Source organism: Pseudomonas rhizoryzae (assembly GCF_005250615.1).
Classification (GTDB): domain Bacteria; phylum Pseudomonadota; class Gammaproteobacteria; order Pseudomonadales; family Pseudomonadaceae; genus Chryseomonas; species Chryseomonas rhizoryzae.
The window spans coordinates 367,268-386,284 of record NZ_SULM01000006.1 but is presented as its reverse complement, the minus strand read 5'-3'; the positions used below and the strand labels follow the sequence as shown (position 1 = coordinate 386,284).

22 protein-coding genes are annotated in these 19,017 nt (G+C 69.6%); 1 reads left to right on the top strand and 21 read right to left on the bottom strand.

The genetic code is table 11. From position 1 onward, the window contains the following. Window positions 1–1,407: threonine ammonia-lyase, biosynthetic (ilvA, locus tag FAZ11_RS12380; RefSeq protein WP_137283164.1), on the top strand; the 1,407-nt coding region annotated here is incomplete at its 5' end. A gap of 236 nt (window positions 1,408–1,643) precedes the next feature. On the opposite strand, the gene FAZ11_RS12375 is transcribed toward ilvA, so the two are convergent. The 21 genes from FAZ11_RS12375 to FAZ11_RS12275 all read right to left on the bottom strand — a co-directional run bounded on the left by FAZ11_RS12375 (window position 1,644) and on the right by FAZ11_RS12275 (window position 18,948). After that, a complete protein-coding gene (locus tag FAZ11_RS12375) occupies window positions 1,644–1,880 on the bottom strand; it encodes a hypothetical protein (RefSeq protein WP_058774479.1) in 237 nt (78 codons plus the stop codon). Between the two features lie 59 nt (window positions 1,881–1,939). After that, entirely contained in the window at window positions 1,940–2,389 is a 450-nt protein-coding gene (locus FAZ11_RS12370; protein WP_058764704.1) for a hypothetical protein, read from the bottom strand. A gap of 92 nt (window positions 2,390–2,481) precedes the next feature. Continuing rightward, window positions 2,482–2,880: a hypothetical protein gene (locus FAZ11_RS12365; protein WP_137279136.1), complete on the bottom strand. Its 399-nt coding sequence runs from the start codon at window positions 2,878–2,880 to the stop codon at window positions 2,482–2,484. Window positions 2,881–2,906: 26 nt separating this feature from the next. Continuing rightward, on the bottom strand, window positions 2,907–4,139 hold the full coding sequence (locus FAZ11_RS12360) for a beta-ketoacyl-ACP synthase (RefSeq protein ID WP_058774480.1): 1,233 nt from the start codon (window positions 4,137–4,139) through the stop codon (window positions 2,907–2,909). Further along, window positions 4,139–4,876 carry a 3-oxoacyl-ACP reductase FabG gene (gene fabG / locus FAZ11_RS12355; protein WP_058769082.1) on the bottom strand — a complete coding sequence of 246 codons (738 nt, stop codon included), beginning with the start codon at window positions 4,874–4,876 and terminating at the stop codon, window positions 4,139–4,141. Before fabG ends, FAZ11_RS12360 begins: the two co-directional genes overlap by 1 nt. Next, complete coding sequence (locus FAZ11_RS12350) at window positions 4,873–5,322, bottom strand: hotdog family protein (protein WP_058774481.1); 450 nt, start codon at window positions 5,320–5,322, stop codon at window positions 4,873–4,875. Before FAZ11_RS12350 ends, fabG begins: the two co-directional genes overlap by 4 nt. Beyond that, on the bottom strand, window positions 5,319–6,503 hold the full coding sequence (locus FAZ11_RS12345) for a beta-ketoacyl-[acyl-carrier-protein] synthase family protein (RefSeq protein ID WP_058774482.1): 1,185 nt from the start codon (window positions 6,501–6,503) through the stop codon (window positions 5,319–5,321). Before FAZ11_RS12345 ends, FAZ11_RS12350 begins: the two co-directional genes overlap by 4 nt. Next, window positions 6,500–6,994, bottom strand: coding sequence for a hypothetical protein (locus tag FAZ11_RS12340; RefSeq protein WP_058774483.1), 495 nt, complete (start codon window positions 6,992–6,994; stop codon window positions 6,500–6,502). The genes FAZ11_RS12345 and FAZ11_RS12340 overlap by 4 nt, the downstream gene beginning before the upstream one ends. Then, entirely contained in the window at window positions 6,991–8,238 is a 1,248-nt protein-coding gene (locus FAZ11_RS12335) for an NAD(P)/FAD-dependent oxidoreductase (protein ID WP_058774484.1), read from the bottom strand. Before FAZ11_RS12335 ends, FAZ11_RS12340 begins: the two co-directional genes overlap by 4 nt. Continuing rightward, window positions 8,231–10,555 carry an MMPL family transporter gene (locus tag FAZ11_RS12330; RefSeq protein WP_058774485.1) on the bottom strand — a complete coding sequence of 775 codons (2,325 nt, stop codon included), beginning with the start codon at window positions 10,553–10,555 and terminating at the stop codon, window positions 8,231–8,233. Before FAZ11_RS12330 ends, FAZ11_RS12335 begins: the two co-directional genes overlap by 8 nt. Then, the gene (locus FAZ11_RS12325; RefSeq protein ID WP_058774486.1) at window positions 10,552–11,136 is read right to left on the bottom strand and encodes an outer membrane lipoprotein carrier protein LolA; all 585 of its coding nucleotides are present in this window, start codon (window positions 11,134–11,136) and stop codon (window positions 10,552–10,554) included. The genes FAZ11_RS12330 and FAZ11_RS12325 overlap by 4 nt, the downstream gene beginning before the upstream one ends. Beyond that, entirely contained in the window at window positions 11,124–11,558 is a 435-nt protein-coding gene (locus FAZ11_RS12320; RefSeq protein ID WP_058774487.1) for an acyl-CoA thioesterase, read from the bottom strand. Before FAZ11_RS12320 ends, FAZ11_RS12325 begins: the two co-directional genes overlap by 13 nt. Continuing rightward, window positions 11,551–13,077, bottom strand: coding sequence for an HAL/PAL/TAL family ammonia-lyase (locus FAZ11_RS12315; protein ID WP_058774488.1), 1,527 nt, complete (start codon window positions 13,075–13,077; stop codon window positions 11,551–11,553). Before FAZ11_RS12315 ends, FAZ11_RS12320 begins: the two co-directional genes overlap by 8 nt. Then, the gene (locus FAZ11_RS12310; RefSeq protein ID WP_240043557.1) at window positions 13,067–13,939 is read right to left on the bottom strand and encodes an LpxL/LpxP family acyltransferase; all 873 of its coding nucleotides are present in this window, start codon (window positions 13,937–13,939) and stop codon (window positions 13,067–13,069) included. The genes FAZ11_RS12315 and FAZ11_RS12310 overlap by 11 nt, the downstream gene beginning before the upstream one ends. A gap of 44 nt (window positions 13,940–13,983) precedes the next feature. Then, on the bottom strand, window positions 13,984–14,721 hold the full coding sequence (locus FAZ11_RS12305) for a glycosyltransferase family 2 protein (RefSeq protein WP_058774489.1): 738 nt from the start codon (window positions 14,719–14,721) through the stop codon (window positions 13,984–13,986). Then, the gene (locus tag FAZ11_RS12300) at window positions 14,718–16,364 is read right to left on the bottom strand and encodes an ApeI family dehydratase (protein WP_058774490.1); all 1,647 of its coding nucleotides are present in this window, start codon (window positions 16,362–16,364) and stop codon (window positions 14,718–14,720) included. The genes FAZ11_RS12305 and FAZ11_RS12300 overlap by 4 nt, the downstream gene beginning before the upstream one ends. Further along, complete coding sequence (locus FAZ11_RS12295; RefSeq protein ID WP_058769070.1) at window positions 16,361–16,933, bottom strand: COG4648 family protein; 573 nt, start codon at window positions 16,931–16,933, stop codon at window positions 16,361–16,363. Before FAZ11_RS12295 ends, FAZ11_RS12300 begins: the two co-directional genes overlap by 4 nt. 10 nt (window positions 16,934–16,943) lie before the next feature. After that, the gene (locus tag FAZ11_RS12290) at window positions 16,944–17,198 is read right to left on the bottom strand and encodes an acyl carrier protein (RefSeq protein ID WP_058764674.1); all 255 of its coding nucleotides are present in this window, start codon (window positions 17,196–17,198) and stop codon (window positions 16,944–16,946) included. Window positions 17,199–17,208: 10 nt separating this feature from the next. Next, window positions 17,209–17,469 (bottom strand): phosphopantetheine-binding protein, encoded by a 261-nt coding sequence (locus tag FAZ11_RS12285; protein WP_058764672.1) that lies wholly within the window; start codon window positions 17,467–17,469, stop codon window positions 17,209–17,211. Then, entirely contained in the window at window positions 17,462–18,229 is a 768-nt protein-coding gene (locus FAZ11_RS12280) for a lysophospholipid acyltransferase family protein (protein ID WP_058777743.1), read from the bottom strand. Before FAZ11_RS12280 ends, FAZ11_RS12285 begins: the two co-directional genes overlap by 8 nt. Then, window positions 18,226–18,948 carry a beta-ketoacyl synthase chain length factor gene (locus FAZ11_RS12275; RefSeq protein WP_058760565.1) on the bottom strand — a complete coding sequence of 241 codons (723 nt, stop codon included), beginning with the start codon at window positions 18,946–18,948 and terminating at the stop codon, window positions 18,226–18,228. Before FAZ11_RS12275 ends, FAZ11_RS12280 begins: the two co-directional genes overlap by 4 nt. Window positions 18,949–19,017 lie beyond the last annotated feature (69 nt).

Sequence of the window (19,017 nt, the reverse complement as noted above, 5' to 3'; positions counted from 1 at the left end):
GTGCTGCTCAAGCGCGAAGACCTGCAGCCGGTGTTCTCCTTCAAGATCCGTGGCGCCTACACCAAGCTGGCCAGCCTTTCGACCGAGGAAAAGGCTCGCGGGGTGATCGCCGCCAGCGCCGGCAACCATGCCCAGGGCCTGGCCCTGGCGGCCCGTGAGCTGGGTGTGCGGGCGATCATCGTCATGCCGCGGACCACGCCGGAGCTCAAGGTCATCGGCGTGCAATCCCGCGGTGGCGAGGTGGTGCTGCACGGCGACGCCTTTCCCGACGCCCTGGCCGAGGCGCTCAGGCTGGTCGAGGAGCAGGGCTACACCTTCGTGCCGCCCTACGACGACCCGGACGTCATCGCCGGCCAGGGCACGGTGGCCATGGAGATCCTGCGCCAGCACCCCGGTCGGCTGGACGCCATCTTCGTCCCGGTCGGCGGCGGCGGTCTGATCGCCGGTATCGCGGCCTACGTGAAATACCTGCGCCCCGAGATCAAGGTCATCGGCGTCGAGCCGGACGATTCCAATTGCCTGCAACAGGCCATGGCCGCCGGGGAGCGGGTGGTGCTGCCACGGGTTGGCTTATTCGCCGATGGCGTGGCGGTGGCCCAGATCGGCCATCACACCTTCGAGATCTGCCGACGTTATGTGGATGAAGTCATCACCGTCAGCTCGGATGAGATCTGCGCGGCGATCAAGGACATCTACGACGATACCCGCTCCATCACCGAACCGGCCGGCGCCCTGGGCGTGGCCGGGATCAAGAAGTACGCCGAGCGCGCGGGCTCAGGTGGCCAGGTGCTGGTGGCCATCGATTCGGGCGCCAACGTCAACTTCGACCGGCTACGCCACGTGGCCGAGCGCGCCGAACTGGGCGAGCAGCGCGAAGCCATTATCGCCGTGACCATCCCCGAGCGACCGGGCAGCTTCCGCGCTTTCTGCGAGGCCCTGGGCCGGCGGCAGATCACCGAATTCAACTACCGCTATCACACCGGCCAGGAAGCGCACATCTTTGTCGGCGTCCAGACCCATCCCCAGCGCGATCCGCGCGAGGCGCTGCTGCAGGGGCTGCGCGACCAGGGCTTTCCGGTGCTGGACCTGACCGACAACGAACTGGCCAAGCTGCATATCCGCCACACCGTGGGCGGCCATGCGGCGCGGGTGGATCAGGAGCAGGTGTTCCGCTTCGAATTCCCCGAGCGGCCCGGAGCGCTGTTCGACTTTCTCGAACGGCTGGGCGGGCGCTGGAACATCAGCATGTTCCATTACCGCAACCATGGCGCGGCGGATGGGCGGGTATTCGCGGCGTTGGAAGCCAGTCATGCCGAGCGGGACGAGCTGTTGGCGACCCTGGACGCCATCGGCTATCGCTACTGGGACGAAACCGAGAATCCGGCGTATCGGTTGTTCCTGGGCTGAGGTCTGGCGGTGTCGGTCTTCGCTGCAGGTAGGGTGGATAACGGCGCAGCCTTATCCACCGTTGGTACCGCAGCTCGTCAGTGGAAAAGGCTGCGCCGTTTTCCACGCTACGGCGATGAGCCCACAAGCCCACGCTGAACCAGACCGCCCCCTCTCCCTCCGGGAGAGGGCTGGGGTGAGGGTGGCCAGCTGACCGCTAGCTCCGCTCGTTGGGCTTCGCTGCGCTCAGCGCCAACCTACGAAACCAGCGGCTCCACCTGGATATCCGTCAACCCATGCACCTCAGCCTGCCGCAGAATCGCCTCCGCTGGCGCCTCGGCGGGCGGCAGGGCCAGGCTGTTCTCGGCGTCGGCGCGGAGGTGTTCCAGCAGTGCGAGGGCCGCTTCATGCGGGGCGAGGGTCGCCTGAGGATGCTCGAGATCGAGCTGGCGGGACTCACCGTCCTTGCGGTAGTGGAGGCGGAACTGGGGCATGGCGGCAGCCTCTGGGTAGGTCTCCAGACAGACCCACCCGGGCGCACCGCCGTTCCGATCTACTTGAGGATCACCAGCTTGCCCTTGAGGGCGACACCGGCCATGAGGGCGCCGGCGTGGCACTCGTAGCGGGTGGGATCGCTCCATTCGTTCTTCTTGTAGTAGCTGGTGATGTCGGTGACGGCATTGGCACCGGCCGCCTTGGCGGCTTCCTGCAGGCGGATCAGCGCCGATTGCAGCACCCAGCGGCAGGCGACTTCATCGGTCTTGTTGAAGGCGTTGGTCTTCTGGTTGGTGGTGATGCTGGAGTTGACCACCGTGGCCTTGCCCGGCACCGGGTTGCCGGCCAGGTAGAACTTTACGCTGCCATCCAGGCGCTTGGCCGCCAGGGCTTCCTGGACGACTTCGGCGAAGGGCAACTGGAGGGTGGTGTCGCGCGCCTGGGCGGCGGCGGGCAGCAGGGCGGCCAGGCTCAGGGCGAGGGCCAGTTTCGGGGCGAGATTACGCATGATGACTTCCTTGTGGTTGGTGGCTGATTGTTTAACGCAGAACACCTGTGCCGTCAGCTAGATTCTGCGACATTGCGCAAGCGCAGGGTCTGTCAGTCCGCGGCAGCTGTGGGCGCCGGTAGCTGCAATTGCCGACGGATAGCGACGTCGAGCAGATGCACCCATCTGTTGTAGTTGCGATGGATGTGCTGGCCGTCGTAGTCGAGGCCGGCGCTGTCGCGATAGCGGATCTGGTAGCCCTGGGTGCTGTAGGGGATATCGATCCAGGCCTGGTGCCGGCCGCGTACGTCGATGCTGGCGGTGATCTGGCCAGGTGCTTCGCTGCGGGTTGCCCAGCCGCGCTGCTGCAGGGCCGTGAGGATGGCTTCGCGCACATCCGCGGCGGCGAACGGGTGGTCGGTGGGAAATACCTCCCGGGGATTCTGGATCGGTTTGGTGGTACAGGCGACCAGGGCCAGGAGGGCAAGGGCGAGCAGCAGGCGGCGTAGCATCGGGAAGACTCCTTTTCCAGATTGAATCAGGACCAGCGGCGGAAGATCAGCGAGGTATTCACCCCGCCGAAGGCGAAATTGTTGTTCATCACGAACTCGGTACTCAGTTGCCGCGGCGCGCCGCGCAGATAGTCCAGCTCGCCGCACTGGGGGTCCAGCTCGTCGAGGTTGAGGGTGGGCACGAACAGCTCCTCGTTCATCATGGCGATGCTGAACCAGGACTCCAGGGCGCCGCAGGCGCCGAGGGTGTGGCCCAGGTAGCTCTTCTGCGAGCTGATGGGCATCCGCGCACCGAACAGCGCCTGGGTGGCCTGGGTCTCGGCGATGTCGCCCTGTTCGGTGGCGGTGCCGTGGCCGTTGACGTAGCCGATGGCGTCCGGGGTCAGCCCGGCGTCTTCCAGGGCCAGCTCCATGGCGCGCTGCATGGTGGCCTGTTCGGGGCGGGTGGAATGCTGGCCGTCGGCGTTGCTGCCGAAGCCGACGATTTCGGCGTGGATGTGGGCGCCGCGCGCCAGGGCGTGCTCCAGTTCTTCCAATACCAGGATGCCGGCGCCTTCGCCGATCACCAGGCCGTCGCGGCCACGGTCGTAGGGCCGTGGCGAGGTCTGGGGCGCGTCGTTGCGCAGGCTGGTGGCATAGAGGGTGTCGAAGACCATGGCCTCGCTGGGACAGAGTTCCTCGGCGCCGCCGGCCAGCATCAGCGGCAGGCGCCCGAACTTGATGGCCTCGTAGGCGTAGCCGATGCCCTGGCTGCCGCTGGTGCAGGCGCTGGAGGTGGGGATCAGCCGGCCCTTGAGGCCGAAGAACAGACTCAGGTTGGCGGCCGCCGTGTGCGGCATCATGCGCACATAGGTGTTGGCGTTGAGGCCCACGGCCGTATCGCTGAGCAGCATGTTGGCCAGCGCCTTGATGTCGTCGGTGCTGCCGGTGGAGGAGCCGCAGGCCACGCCCATGCGGCCGTCGGTGATGCGCGGGTCATCCAGCAGCCCGGCATCGGCCAGGGCGCGCTCGCCGGCGGCCACCGCCAGTTGGGAGACGCGGCCCATGCTGCGCAGTTGCTTGCGGGTCCAGTGGCCCGGCACCTGGAAGTCGACGATGGGCCCGCCCAGGCGGGTGTTCATCTCGGTATAGCGATCCCAGGCGTCCATGCGGCGGATGCCGCTCTGGCCAGCGAGGAAGTTGGCGCGGATGGTCGGCCAGTCACTGCCCAGGGCGGTGACGCCGGCCATCCCGGTGATCACGACGCGACGGCCATTCATCAGCACAGTCCTCCGTTGACCGCCAGCACCTGGCGGGTGATGTAGCCGGCCTCGGGGGCGAGCAGGAAGGCCACGGCGTGGGCCACTTCCTCGGGGGTGCCCATGCGTCCGGCCGGGATCATCTCGAGGATCTTCTCCACCGGCACGTGCTCGTCGAGGATCTCGGTATCGATCAGTCCCGGCGCGACGCAGTTGACGGTGATCTTGCGCTTGGCTAGCTCCACGGCCAGGGCCTTGGCGGCGCCGATGAGGCCAGCCTTGGAGGCGCTGTAGTTGACCTGGCCGCGATTGCCGATCAGCCCGGAGACTGAGGTGATGCAGACGATGCGTCCCGCCGCGCGGCGGCGGATCATCGGCATGATCACCGGGTGCAGGACGTTGTAGAAGCCGTCGAGGTTGGTGCGCAGCACCAGGTCCCAGTCCTCGCCGGTGAGCGCGGGAAAGGCGCCGTCGCGGGTCAGGCCGGCGTTGCAGACCACCCCGTAGTAACCGCCGTGGGCCTCGGTATCGGCTTCGAGGATGGCCGCGCAGGCGGCGCGGTCGCCGACGTCGAATTGCAGCACCCGCGCCGTGCGGCCCAGGGCCTCGACCTCGGCGCGTACCGCCTCGGCTTCTTCGCGGCGGCTGCGGCAGTGCAGCACCAGGTCATGGCCGGCGGCGGCCAGGCGCAGGGCGATGGCGCGGCCCAGGCCGCGGCTGGAACCGGTCACCAGGACCGGAGCGGGGGCGACGCTCATGGCGCGGGCTCCTCTAGGTACAGATCCACCTGGGGTGGACGATAGACGTTCAGCCGGGCACTGGCCTGGCAGCCGGGACCCTGCAGGTGGCAATCGAAGATGGCCATGCCATCGTCGTTCTCCAGCGCCGACTGGGCGCGGATGCGCAATTCACCACCGGCGGGAAAGGCCGACACATCGCAACTAAATTGGCGGGTGCCGAGCAAGAAGCCCAGCGCCGGCGCCTCGCCGCGGCGGCGCGCCTGGCAGCCGGCGAAGGCGGCCACGCTCTGGGCCATCAGCTCCACGCCGATCCAGGCCGGTAGGGCGCCGTCGGCATCGGTGAAGAGGCCGGGCCTGACCACCAAGCGGGTCTCGATGCCGCTCTCGTCACAGACGAGGATCTCGTCGATCAGCAGCATGTCGCCGGCGTGGGGCACCAGTTCGGCGAGGGTCCAGGGGATCATGGCGTGGCTCCGAGGATGAGGCTGACGTTGCTGCCGCCAAAGGCGAAGCTGTTGCTCATGGCGTGGCGACGGCCGTCCAGGCGGCTGTCGCCCGCGGTCAGCGCCAGGCGCGGCAGGGCTGGATCGGCCTGGCCATCCCAGCGTTGCGGCGGCAACTGGCCGGCGGGGTTGAGCTGCGGGTCCAGGGTCAGCCAGGCGAAGGCCGCTTCCAGGGCGCCGGCGGCGCCGAGGGTATGGCCGGTCAGCGGCTTGGTGGAAGAGCAGGGCACCCCGGCCGGAAACACCTGGTGGGTGGCCTGGCTTTCCATGGCGTCGTTGTGCGGCGTGGCGGTGCCGTGCAGGTTGAGATAGCCGATGTCTCCCGGTTGCAGGCCGCTGGCGCGCAGCGCCGCCTGCATAGCCTGGACGGCGCCGCGCCCGCTGGGATCGGGGGCGGAGATGTGGTGGGCATCGGAGCTGGCACCGCCGCCGAGCAGGGCGATGGGGCCCGGTTCGCGGGTCAGCAGGAACAGCGCCGCGCCCTCACCAATGTTGATACCGCAGCGATTGACCGAGAAGGGATTGCACAGCGACTCGCTGACCGCTTCCAGGGCAGCGAAGCCGTTCAGCGTCAGGCCGCAGAGGCTGTCCACGCCGCCGCAGAGCACGGCGTCGCAATGGCCCTGCACCAGTAGCCGGCGGGCGCTGAGCAGCGCGCGGGCGCTGCTGGTGCAGGCGGTGGAGAGGCCGTAGCAGGGGCCGTTCAGCCCCAGGTAGCGGGCAAGGAAGTCGGCGGGCGCCACCAGTTCCTGCTGGGCGTATTGATAGCCCTCGGGCAACTGGCCGCTGCGCTGGTGCACGGCGATGCCCTGGCTGGCCTCGTGGATGCCCGAGGTGCTGGTGCCCAGCACCACGCCGATGCGCGCGGGCCCGTGGCGCTCGATGACCTGGCGCACCTGGGGTTCGATCTCGCCCAGGGCGGCCAGCAAGAGCTGGTTGTTGCGGCTGAAGAAGGGCGTCCAGTCCGCGGGCCAGGCCGGCAGGGCGGCAGTGACGGTGCCCACCGGCGGCTGGCGCTCGGGAATCCAGCCCGGGGTCGGCTGCATGCCGCTCGTGTCACCGGCGAACAGTCCGCGCGCCACCTCGGCCTTGCCCTGGCCCAGGGCGCAGAGCAGGCCCAGGGCATTCAGATAGGCGCTCAAGGGGCGGACTCCGGCAGCAGCGTCAAGCGATAGCTCGGCCGATCCGGCGCCCGCAGCTCCAGGCGGTCGGCGCTGGGATAGCGCACCTGCCAATCCCCGAGGGTACGACTGCCATCGGCGGCCTGCCGCCAGTCACCCGCCGCATAGGCCCATGGCAACTGCTCGGCGGGCGTGAGGGCGAACAAGAGCACGGCGAAGAAGGCTCGCGCCTGGGGATTGGGCGGCAAGAGGCCGTCGGCCTGCCAGGCGCCCTGGATGAATTGCTGGCGCGCCTGGGGCACGCCGAGGGGATCGAACAGCGAGAAGCGCAGGTTGGCGCCTTCCGGCTGGATGGCCAGCAGCAGGACGTCATGGCCCTCCGCGCTCTGGCGCTCCACCTGGTAGACGAGTGCGTGCGCCAGCGGTGGCGGGCTGCTGGGCAGCGGCGGCTGGCTGGCGCAGGCGGCGAGCAGCAGGCCAGCCAGGAAGAGGAGCGGACGAAGCGAGGTCATGCGGGATGGGCCGAATTCAGCTGGCAAAGCTCCACGAGCAGGCGCAGGCGCCGCTTGGGTTCCTTGACGAAGGGGTTACGGACGTCCCAGGCGTAGCCGGCGAGGATGGCGCAGATCATGCTGCGGATCTCCGGCTGGGCGTGCTCGAAATAGATGACGTCCTGGAAGCTGCCATCGTACCAGCCCTCCACATAGGCGCGGAACGTATCGACGCCCGCCTTGAGCGGCTGGGCGAATTCGGCTTCCCAATCCACCGCCTCGCCGCGCAACTGGCGATCCACCAGGGGCGCGGCCAGGCTGGCCGAGCGCAGGGCGATGGTGACGCCCGAGGAAAACACCGGGTCGAGAAACTCGGCGGCGTTGCCGAGCAGGGCGAAGCCGGGGCCGTGCAGGCGCTTGACGTTGGCCGCATAGCCGCCCAATTCGCGCACCGGGGTATCCCAGACCGCATTGTGCAGCACCCGGGCCAGACTCGGGGTCTCGGCCACCCAGTCGCGCAGACCGGTGGCGAGATCGGTGGCGCGTCCGGCATAGCGCTCGGCGGCGGCCACCACGCCGACCGAGGTGCGGCCGTCGCTGAAGGGGATGGTCCAGAACCAGACGTCGCGCAGGGTCGGATGGGTGGTGATGAGGATGCGCTGGCGGTCGAAGCCGGGATCGTCGATGCGATCCTCGACATGGGTGAAAAGGGCGCGGCGCACCGGGAAGTTGGACGGGGCTTCCAGCTCCAGCAGCCGTGGCAGGACCCGGCCATAGCCGCTGGCATCGAGCAGGAAGTCGGTGGTCAGCGCATAGGCCTGGCCGTCGTCGCCCTGCACCTCGAGTTGGGTCTTGGCACCGTTCTCGCCCAGGGTCACGGCGGTGACGCGCTGGCCGTAGCGGATCTCCACGCCCTGGCGTGCGGCGTCATCGGCGAGGAGCTTGTCGAAGGGGCCGCGCTGGACCTGGAAGGTGCTGCGCCCGCCGCTATAGGTGTCGCGGAAGTCGAAGTCGGTGTAGCGCTCGCCCCAGGCGAAGGCCGCGCCGATCTTGGTCTGGAACCCCGCGGCTTCGACGGCCGGCAGCATCCCGGCTTCCTCGATGAAGTCCAGGCTGTGGGACAGCAGGCTCTCGCCGATGGAAAAGCGCGGGAAATGCTGGGCTTCCAGCACCAGCACCTCATGACCGCGGCGCTTGAGCAGGGCGGCGACCACGGCGCCAGCCGGGCCGGCACCGATGACGACCAGGGGATGGTGTTCAACCATGACGAAATTCCTTTTCGTGGGAGAGGGGTGGAGAGGCCCAGGGCGCCAGCAGGAAGCTGAACACCAGCCCCAGGCTGATGGCCAGGCCGAAGTTGGCGATGGCCGGGGTGCTGCTGAGCATCAGCAGACCAAAGGACAGCCAACTGCCGACGCCCGACAGTAAGCCACCGAGCAGACTCACCGCGGCGCCGCCGATGGCCTCGTGCATGAGGATGGCGTAGTCCACGCCGATGGCGGTGATCAGCAGCAGGGCGAACAGGCTGAACAGGGTCAGCGGCTGGCCCAGCCAACCCAGGCAGGCCAGGGCCGCCAGGGCTGCCAGCAGCGGCAGGCAGACGATGCGCAGCGCCGCGCGGCGGCCGAAGGCCCAGAGCAAGAGCAGGAAGATGGCGCCTGAGGCCAGCAGCTTGAGCTCCACTGCCAGGCGCTGGGTATGGACGAACAGCCCGCGCAGCTCGCCCAGGCGATCCACCAGTTGCACGCCGGGCAGGCCGTCGGCCACCCGTTGCAGCACCTGAGCATTGCCCAGGCCTTGCAGGCTGACCAGCCCGGCCGCGCTGCCATCGGCCGTGCGGCCCAGCCAGAGCGGGCGCCAGGGTTCGCCCAGAGGGCCGGCCAGGGCTTGGTCCAGGTTCAGGTCGGGCAGCTGCTGCGTTTGCTTGAGTTCGGCCTCCAGCGCCTCCGCCGGGATACCCACCGCCAGCAGCGGCTGCAGACGTTCGCCCCAACCGGCCAGGGCCTGGCGCAGTTCGGCCTGGGCCGCCGCGGGGGCGACCAGACCGCTGAGGGCGCGATAGCCCTGTAGCTGACCCGCCTTGACCAATCCCTCCAGGCGCCGGCCCAAGGCGCTCTGGCGTTGCAGCACCTCATCGGCATCCGCGCCACGCACCAGGAAGAACTGGCTGGTGGGTTGCAGGCCGGTGAGGCGGGCGATGGCCTGGGCCTCGCGGGTCAGCGCCGGGTCCTGGCCGAGCCAGAGGCGCAGGTCGTTCTGGGTGTGCAGCTGCCAGAGGCCGGCGGCGCAAAAGGTCAGCAGCGCCAAGAGCAGCGGCAGACTGCCGGTGCGCGCCAGCAGGCGCAGGCGCAGGTCCAGCAGGCGCTGCATGACGCGCAGCGGCGCGGCGGGCGGCGCCAGGTCCAGGCGCTGCCACCAGGCCGGCAACAGGCAGACGGTGGTGAGGTAGGCGCCGATCAGGCCGGCGGCGGAAAATACCGCCACCTGGGTCAGCGCCGGAAAGGGTGTGCAGGCCAGCGCCAGATAGCCCAGCAGATTGGTGGCCAGGCTCAGGGACAGGCCGGGCAGGGTCTCGCGCAGGATGGCCGTGGCGTCCCAGGGGCCGCCCTTCCAGCTCTTGCTCAGATAGTGCAACGGATAGTCGGCGGCCACCCCGGTCAGGCTGGCGCCGAGGATCAGGGTGAGGGCGTTGATCTGGCCGAACAGCAGCACGCAGGTAGCACTGCCCGCCAAGAGGGCCACCCCCACCGCCAGCAGGCTGAGCAGCACCCGCCAGCGGCGAAACAGCCCCAGCAGCAGGGCCAGGGTACCGAAGGTGGCCAGGCCGCCGATCAAGGACATCTCGCGGCTGGCGGTGGCCTGGCCGTTGGCGGCGTATCTCAGGCCGCTGGCAGCCAGCAACTGACCGCCGTCAGCCACCACCTGGCGGCGAGCGGCCTCGATCAGGGCCTCCACCCGCGGCGGGGCATCGAAGTCGAAGGCATCGGCGCGGGTACGGGCGCGGACCAGCGCCCAGGTCAGGCCATCGCCCTGGGTCAGCAAGAGGCCGCTGCCGGCGTCGAAGTCCACCTTGCTGGCCGGGGTGAGTTGGCGCTGCACGAGCAGGCCGAGGCCGAACCAGTCCTGCTCCAGGGGCAGGGCGCCGGCGCCGGCGAAGGGATCGAAGAGGGCGGCGGCGCGGGCTTGTAGATAGCTGTCCGGGTCGTGCAGGAGCTGGTCACGGGCCGGACCCAATGGCAGCGCCAGGCGACTGGCCAGGAGTTGCTGGCGCAGGCCGGGCAGATCCGGCGTGAGTTGCCACTGTACCCGCTCGAACAGCGGCTCCCGGGACCAGTCTTTCCCCAGGCGCTCGACCAGGGCCGGCAGCCGCTCGCGCTGGGGATGGCCCACCAGCAGCAGCACCTCGCGATTGAGCGGCTCTGCCATGCGCGCCTCGGCCTGCTGGGTGAGGGCATCGCCCGCGCCCTGGGGCAACAGCGCCAGCAGATCGGCGGCCACCGGCGGGCCATGGCGCCACTGCCAGGCGCTGAGCGCCAGCAGGGCGAGCAGGAACAGCAGGAAGGGGCGTTGTAGGCGGGTCACTGGAAGGCCGCGCGTTGGTCGGCGGTGAGGGCGTCGCTGGGCGTGCCGTCCAAGGTGAGCAGGCTGCGGTCGCCCTGGGTCTCGCGGATTTCCACCTGCTCCACCAGGGCCCCGCCCTGGATGAGGATGCCGTCGAACACCTGCTTGAGCAGGGCGCCGCGCGGGGTCAGGCGCAACTGCCAGTGCCCGGCGTCACCGCTCAGGGCCAGCTCGAAGTCGCGCTCCAGGCCGCTGCGATCGCCGCCGAGCACGGCGAGGAAGAGGGCGCTCTGGCGGGCGGCCAGGTCGCTGCCGGGCAGCGGCGTCCAGCCGGCCGGCGTCTGCTTGGCAATGGCGCCGGGGGTGATGCGATAGGTCTGCGCCAGGGGCTTTTCCAGCCGCCAGAGCAGGCCCAGGCCGCGGGCCAAGGTGAAGTGGCCGCTGCTGGTCAGCGGCTGCGGCAGGGCGCGCAGATAGCGCTGCTGGACGAAGCTGCCCGCGACCACCGCCGGCCGTGCGAGCTGGGTGGCCAGGTCGTCGAGACTAAAGGCCTGGGCCAGGGGCGCGGCCAGGATGAGCAGCAGAGCGATCAGCTTGCGCATGCCAGGGCCCTCTCCACGGCGTCGATGAAGACCTTGGGCGAGGCCAGTTGCATCTCGCGGCTGGCCATGTCCACGGCCACCTGCACGGTGCTGGCGCGGGTCAGGCGCTCGCCGGTGGCGGCGTCGGTGATCAGGTAATTGAGCTTGAGGCGATTCTCCCACTCCACCAGATCGGCCCGTACCCGGACGCGCTGCTGGAACAGCAGCGGACGTATATAGCGGATCTGCAGATCGATCACCGGCCAGCCATAGCCGGATTCGCGCATCTGCAAATAGTTGTGCTGGAGACGGTCGAGCAGCGCGCAGCGCGCCACCTCCAGGTACTTCACGTAATGGCCATGCCAGGCGATTTCCATCATGTCGACGTCGAAGAAGGGGATCTGGATCTCCACCTCGACCTGCAGGGCACCGGTCTTACGCATAGAGCCTCCAGTGGCGGGCGCGGATCAGGCCCAGGGCCTGGCGCAATTCGGCTTCCAGGGCGCGATCTTCGCGCAGCGGCGCAAAGGTCTCGGCCAGCTCGCGGTGCATGGCGGCCAGGGGCGCGGGCGGCTCCGTGCCCTGCTGGCCCCTGAGCCAGACGCCCTGCTGGGCGGCCAGCAGGGTCGCGGCGGCCACCTGCTCGGTGAGTTCCAGCACGCGCAGGGCGTCGCGCGCGGCGATGGTGCCCATGCTGACCTTGTCCTGGTTGTGGCATTCGGTGGAGCGGGAGAAGACGCTGGCCGGCAGGGTGCCCTTGAGCGCCTCGGCGGTCCAGGCGCTGGCGCCGATCTGCACCGCCTTGAAGCCGTGGTTGAGCATGGCCCGCTCGGCCGGCGCCCCGGAGAGATTGCCCGGCAGGCCGTGGTTGTAGCGCGCGTCCACCAGCAGGGCGAGCTGGCGGTCGAGCAGGTCGGCGACGTTGGCCACCAGGGTCTTGAGACTGTCCATGGCACAGGCGATGTGGCCGCCATAGAAGTGGCCGCCGTGCAGCACCCGCTCGTCCTCGGCGTCGATCAGCGGATTATCGTTGGCGCTGTTGAGTTCGGTCTCGATGAATTGGCGCAGCCAGGGCAGGCTGTCGGCCAGCACCCCCAGCACATGGGGGGCGCAGCGCAGCGAATAGCGGTCCTGCAGGCGGTGCAGCGGCGCGGCCGGGCCTTCGGCGGCCAGGTCCGCGCGCAGCCAGGCGGCCACCTGGCCCTGGCCCGGATGGGGCTTGGCGGCGAACAGGCGTTGGTCGAAATGCTCGGGATTGCCGGCCAGGGCCACCACATTGAGGGCGGTGATGCGGGTGGCCAGGCGCAGCAGGTACTCGGCGCGAGCGAAGGCGAGGCAGGCCAGACCGGTCATCACCGCGGTGCCGTTCATCAAGGCAAGGGCTTCCTTGGGCCTGAGCACCAGGGGCGTCCAGCCCAGTTCGGCATGGACGTCGGCCGCGTCCCGTACCTCATGGCGCCAGAGTACCTGGCGCTCGCCGCAGAGGGCGGCAGCGACGTAGGACAGCGGGGTGAGATCGCCACTGGCGCCCACCGAGCCTTCTTCGGGAATCAGCGGCAGGATGTCTTCGCGCAGGAAGGCGGTGAGGCGTTCGAGCAATTCGACCCTTACCCCGGAGACGCCCTGGCACAGTGACTGCAGCCGTGCCGCCAGCACCGCGCGGGTCGCTGCCGGGTCCAGGTGGCGCCCCAGGCCGCAGCCGTGGAAGGTATAGAGCTGGCGTGGCAGCGCCTCGACCTGGGCCAGGGGCACGGCGACCACGCAGGAATCGCCGTAGCCGGTGGTGATGCCATAGACCGAGCCCTCCTGGGCCAGCAGCGAATCGACGAAGCGCGCGCCGCGGGCGATGCCGTCGCGGAAGGCGGAATCGTCCTGCAATTCGGCCTGGGCCCGGCCTTCGGCCAGGGCGACCAGGTCTTCGAGGACGAGAGCCTGGCTACCAAAGCGCACACTAGCGTTCATCGCGACTCCAGAAAGGGTAGAAGTTGAACCACTGCCGCGGGGCTTTCAGGCAATGGGCGGCGAGGCGCTCGGCATAGGCCTGGGCCAGGCCCTGGATACCGGCGGCACGCTCCTGGCGGCGCCAGCTCGGCGCCGGGGCGAAGTCCTCCAGGTAGAGGTGGTAGCCGTCGGCTTCGCGCAGGCAGAACAGCAGGTTGGTCGGGCAACGCAGCAGGTGGGCCAGCAGCCAGGGGCCCTGGGGAAAGGGCGCCGGGGCGCCGAGGAACTCCACCGCCACGGTGCGGCCGCCGTGCAGCGGCACCCGGTCGCCAGCGATGGCCAGCCATTCGCCGCGCTCCAGGCGTTCGCTCAGTTGCAGCATCACCGCCGGGTCCAGTTCGCTGACCTGGATCAGCCGCAGGTCACTGGCGCCGGCTTCTTCCAGCAGGCGATTGAAGGCCTCGGCGTGGCGGGTGTGCACCAGCACATTGAGCCGCACCCGCCGCCCCAATTGGGCCAGGGCGCGGCAGACTTCGAGGTTGCCCAGGTGGGCGGTGACCAGGATCTCGCCGCGCGGCCCGTGCATGCGACTGTGCACCTGATCCGGGTCGTGCAGGCGCACCTGATCCAGGCCGAGGCGACCGTTCCAGGCGTCGAGCTTGTCCAGCAGGGCTTCGGCGAAGGCCATGAACTGGGCATAGCCGCTGCGCCAACTGGGCTTGAGCTCAGGACGACCGCTCCACTCCGCCAGGCGCTGCTGGTATTCGCGGATGCCACGGCGGGCGCGGGCGCCGAACAGAAAGAAGTACAGCACGATCAGCCGCAGCAGCGGCGCGATGGCGCGGCGGCCCAGATGGCGCGCCAGCCAGGCGGTGAGGCGCATCAGCAGCGGGCTGCCGCGCTCGCGCTGCTGCGCCCAGTGGCCGCTCACCGGCGCACCCGCCGCCAGAGCAGGCGCGGCGCGCGCACCAGCATGCCGAAGAACAGCCGGGTGTGCATGCGCGAGATCAGCACGTTGTCCTGCCAGAGGCGAAAGTGGGAGCGGCCATCCAGCGGGTAGTGCACCCGGGTCGGGCGCCAGCGCATCGGCTGGTCGCGCCAGGCCAGGCGCACCAGGATCTCCGGGTCGAAATCCATGCGCTTGCCCAGGCCACCGGCCTGGATCACCGCCAGGGTCGGTGCCAGCGGATAGACGCGAAAGCCGCACATGCTGTCGCGGATCTCCAGCGACAGGCTGTTGATCCAGACCCAGACGTGGGTGAGGTAGCGGGCATAGAGCCGGCCCTTGGGCACCGATTCATCGAAGCGCGGATAGCCGCAGATCAGCGCGTCTGGATGCGCCTGGGCCTCGGCCAGGAAGGCGGCCACATCGGCCAGGTCGTGCTGGCCGTCGGCGTCCACCTGCAGGGCGTGGGTGAAGCCCAGCCGCTGCGCCTCGGCGAGCCCGGCCATCACCGCGCCGCCCTTGCCCTGGTTGACCGGCAGGCGCAGCAGATGGATGTCGGGTTGGGTGGCCAGTTCGTCCATCACCTGGGCGCACGCCGGGCTGGAGGCGTCGTCCACCAGCACGCAGGGCAGGGCACGTTGGCGCAGCGCCTGGACCACCAGCGGCAGGGCGTGCTCGTGGTCGAACACCGGGATCACCGCGCAGGCGCGAAAGCTCATGGCTGCGCTTCCTTGAGCAGGATGCGCCCGGAGGAACAGGCCGCCTCGCCCTGGCGAAAGGCGAAGTGCAACTTGCTGCGGGCGGCATCGAAGTGGAAGGTCAGGGTCACCCGATCACCCGGCCGCAGCAACTGCTGGAACTTGAGCACCTCCATGCCGGCGAAGTCGGCAGGCAGCTCCAGGTGCTGGCGGGCCAGGCGCTGGGCCCAGCCGACCTGCACCACCCCGGGCACCACCGGCGCCGTAGGGAAGTGGCCGGAAAAGAACGCCAGGTCCGGGGCGACTTCCAATTCCAGGCGCCAGCCGTCTGCGGTGCGTTCGACGCTCAGTGGCTCGATCTCCACCGGTCGTGGCTGGGCCAGCAGGCGCTCCACCTCGGCCTGGGCCAGCTTGCCCTGGGCGCTGTAGGGCAGCGCCAGTAGCAGGCGCCAGCGGCGTGGCAGGGCGATGGCCTCGCAATGGCCGACCAGGTGTTCGCGCAGCTCGGCCACCAGGGCGCGGCGACCGCCGTTGCGCAATTGGTGCAGGCCGTTCTCGCTGAGGGCGACCAGCGCGCCGAGCAGGGCGCGACCCTGCTGCACCACGCCCAGGCGGACATCGGCGATGGCGGGATGGCCGAGCAGCCGTGCTTCGAGGGCTGGCAGGGCGATGCGTTTTTCTTCCAGCTTGACGATGCGATCCAGGCGGCCGAGCAACTCGAAGCGGCCGTCGCCCAGCAGGCGCACCTCGTCCATGGTCTGCTCGCGCATGTCCCGGGGCAGATAGGGCGAGGTCAGCCAGAGGGCGCCCTCGGCATCCTGGCCCAGCTCGATGTCGGCAAAGGCCTGCCAGGGTTGCGGGCCTCTCCGCCAGGCGATGCCGCCGGTCTCGGAACTGCCATAGACCTCGGTGGGATAACGACCGAAGCGTTGTTGACAGGCCTTGGCGGCCGCTCCCGGCAGCACGCCGCCGGAAGAGAATACCTGCACCACCTGGCCGAGGACGGCATCGTCGAGATTCTCGCCCAGCCGCTTGAGCAGCGCCGGACTGCTGATCCACACCGCGCGCCGACCCTGGCGCAGCAGGGCGGCGGTCTCGCGTTGCAATTCCTCGGTGAAGGGCAACGCCTGGCGGGCGAAGGGGCGCCCGGCGCAGAGCGGCCAGAGCACGCGGAACAGCAGGCCATAGATGTGCTGGGTGGAGACACTGCCGAGGACGGTCGCCTCGCTCAGGGACGCGCCCCACAGCCGCTCCAGGGCGGCGACCTCGTTGGCCAGCTGGAACAGCTGCTTGGCGATAGGCTTGGGTTCGCCGCTGGAACCCGAGGTGCTCAGGGTCAGCAGTGGCGCCTGCAGATCGAGCAGGGCGGGCGTCAGGGGCTCGGCAGCGGTCCAGCCGTCGAGGTCGTCGAGCCAGGCATCGAGGGTCGGCATGAGGCGAACGCGGGTAGCGGGCTGGGCGTCGGCCGGCAGAACGACCTCGATCCCGGCGCGCCAGGCGCCGAGCAGGGCGCAGGCCAGGTCCTCGGCATCGTCCAGGTGCAGGGCCAGGCGCTGGAGGCCACGACCTTGGAAGGCGGCTGCCAGGTGCAGGGCGCGCTGCTTGAGCGCGGCGTCCACTGGACTCGTGGCACCGAGCAGCTCGGCCAGGGGCGTGAAGCTCATGGCTGCCTCCGCACGCGCTGGCGGACCAGCCATTCACCGGCGAACAGCAGGCCCATCAGTCCATAGGCGATCACGCCGGTATAGAGCGTCCACCAGGCCAGCGGCGCCCAGAGCGCCAGGCCAGCGGCGGTGGCGGCATTGCCCAGGAAGAACAGGCACCAGACCTGGGTCACCCGGCGGGTGTAGCGCACCGCCCGTGGCGGCAGCTCGGGTTCGCGCAGCCGCGCCAGCCGCTCGATCACCGGCTGGCCGCGCAGCAGGCTGAGGCCGAACACCGCCAGGAGGAAGAGGCTGAGCAGCACCGGGTACCAGCGCAGCAGGACGGCGGCGTCGCTCAGGGCCAGCAGCAGGCAGAAGCCCAGGGCGACCAGGGCGGTGCCGCGCTGCAGGCCGTTGAGGCCGGGTTGCAGCAGGCGCAGGCCCCAGAGGGCGCCGAGGCCGGCGGCGAACAGCCGTGGTGAGAGGTGCTGCAGACCGAAGTAGACGGCGAAGGGATAGGCCAGGCCGAGCAGGAGCAGCAGGGCACCGGCGACCAGGCCCAGGGGCGAGCGGGAAGGCAGGGCACTCATAAGCGGCGGATCAGGCTTCCGCTTGGCTGATGCGATGGACGGCCTCGACCACGTCGCCCACGGTGCGCACCTGGCGGAATTGCTCGGCGGCGATCTTGTGGCCGGTCTGGCGACGCAGGTGGTCGATCAGGTCGACGGCGTCGATGCTGTCGATCTCCAGGTCCTCGTACAGATTGGCCGCCAGGGTCACCCGCTCGGGTTCCAGCTCGAAGAGCTCGACCAGGGCGCTGCGCAGGGTGTCGAAGATGGCTTCACGGCTTTGCATGACGGTCTCCTCAGGCGGCGCGCTGGGCGGCGACGAAGGCCGCGAGGGCGTTGACGCTGGCGAAATGGGTGCGGGTGTCCTTGGCTTCGGCGTCGATGCGGATGCCGTAGCGCTTCTGGATCGCCAGGCCCAGCTCCAGGGCGTCCACCGAATCCAGGCCCAGGCCTTCGCCGAACAGGGTCTGGTCGTCGCCGATGTCGTCGACGGTGACGTCCTCGAGGCCGAGCGCCTCGATGATCAGGCCTTTGAGCTCGAGGTTGAGATCAGTCATGGTTGCCGGTTTCCTTCAGGTAGAGCTGGTGCAGCTGGTCGTTGAGTTCACGCGACGCCAGCGGCAACGGCCGCCCGGCGAAGGTGGTGGGATCGAGGTCGGCGCCGACTTCCAACTGGAAGTCGAAGCGCCGCGCGGGGATGCGATACCAGGGCGTGGCCTTGGTCAGGGTGCTGGGCACCACGCGGATGATCACCGGGGTGATGCAGCGGGCGCCGCGCAGGGCGATGGCGGCGGCGCCGCGATGGAAGCGGGGTGGCTCGCCGGGGGTGGTGCGGGTGCCCTCGGGGAAGACGATCAGCGTCTGGCCCTGGCGCAGGGAATCGGCGGCGGCATCGAGCATCTCGGCGCTGCCGTCATTGCTGATGTAGCCGGCGGCCTGGATCTGCCGCTTGAGATAGGGATTCTGCCAGAGGCCCTGCTTGACCACGCAATTGGCGTCGGGCACCAAGCCGATGAGCACCACCACGTCGATCAGCGAGGGGTGGTTGGCGATGATCAATTGCCCGGGGCGCCCCAGGCGTTCGCGGCCCTGGATGCTCAGCTTCATCACCCGGGTCAGCACCATGAAGGCGACGAAGCAGCGGAACAGCCGGGCATTGGCGCGGCGGGCGCGTTGGCGGCGCTGCAGGGCATCGCCCGGCAGCGCCAGCAGTATGGGGAGGATCAGCAGCCGGAAGACCAGGGCGCCGCAGCCGAACACCACGAAGTTCAGCCCCGTGGCCAGCAGTCGGTAGGCGTAGTCCAGCCGGCTGATCATCCGTGGGCCTCCGCCTGCCAGCGCCAGGCGCGTCCGGCGTAGGCGTGGTGCAGGGCGCCGCGGCTTTCCAGCAGGCGCAGCAGTTGCAGCGCATGGGGCCAGGCGCTGCCCACGGCCTCGGCGGGCGCCGGCTCGCCCTGCAGGCTGCAGTCGCTGCCGGGGGTGAGCAGCAGGCCGACGGCATAGGGGAAGGGCACGTCGTCGATTTGCGGCGCATAGAGCGTCGGCGGGGCTTCCTCGGCGATCACCACCAGCACCCCGGTCGCCCCTTCCGCCAGCAGAGTGCAGGCTTCCAGCACGGCGTGTTCGAGGCCGTCGCGGCCGGTGGCCAGGGCGTTCATCTCGCTGTGGTCGCCGCGCAGGATCGACCACTGACCGATGATGGCGTTGTGCACCGAGAGGCTGAACTGGGTGGGGGAGAGCGGTTCGCCGCGAGCCAGCTCCTGGAGGATGGCCAGGGTGCGCGGGGTCTCGCCGTGGCGCGAGGCGAAGATCAGCGGCAGCGGCGCGCCGTGGGCGTCGGCCAGCGGCCAGGCCACCTGGAAGGTCATGCGTGCCAGGCGGCTCAGGCGGCGGCGCTGCATGGCCGGTAGAAAGCTGGCATCGGGTTGGCTGCCATCGTCCGCCGGACTCCAGGGCGCGGCGCACCACTGCCGCCAGGCGTCCTGGTCGGTGAGACCCGGTGCCCAGGCGCGCCAATCGCTGATCTGGAAATGCATGTTCACGGCTGAATCTACCCCGGAGCCTACCTGCTTGCCGTTCATCTATCCCTGATGAGCAGGGTACTG